Source organism: Oleiphilus sp. HI0061 (assembly GCF_001635675.1).
The window spans coordinates 1-367 of record NZ_LWFE01000768.1; the positions used below are offsets into that span (position 1 = coordinate 1).

General features: G+C 44.1%; 1 protein-coding gene. It reads left to right on the top strand.

The features are described from left to right. A partial coding sequence (locus A3735_RS09435; RefSeq protein WP_197485800.1) for an acyltransferase domain-containing protein occupies window positions 1–367 on the top strand: 367 nt, incomplete at both ends.

Genomic DNA, 367 nt, shown 5'->3' on the forward strand with positions numbered 1-367 from the left:
AGATATGCAAAGACGAATTTAACGTCGATCTCATACATATCCTATTCTCGGATGATCCAAGCCTTCACCTTACTGAGAACACGCAAATAGCATTGTTTTCGGTGGGTTATGCTATTGCATCAAGTTTAATGGAGCTTGGTATCAAACCCGACGGAATGATGGGACACAGCATTGGTGAACTAGCTGCGGCAACCTTGTCTGGGGTATTCGATTTACACACGGCAATTAGAGTAGTTTTAACGCGCGGCAGAGTCATGCAAAGACAGGCGAGTGGTAGCATGTTAGCCGTAGAAAGCAGCTTTGACGCAATCAAGCACTTAATTCCGGATAGTGTTGTTCTTTCAGCTCAAAATACTCCTGAATCACT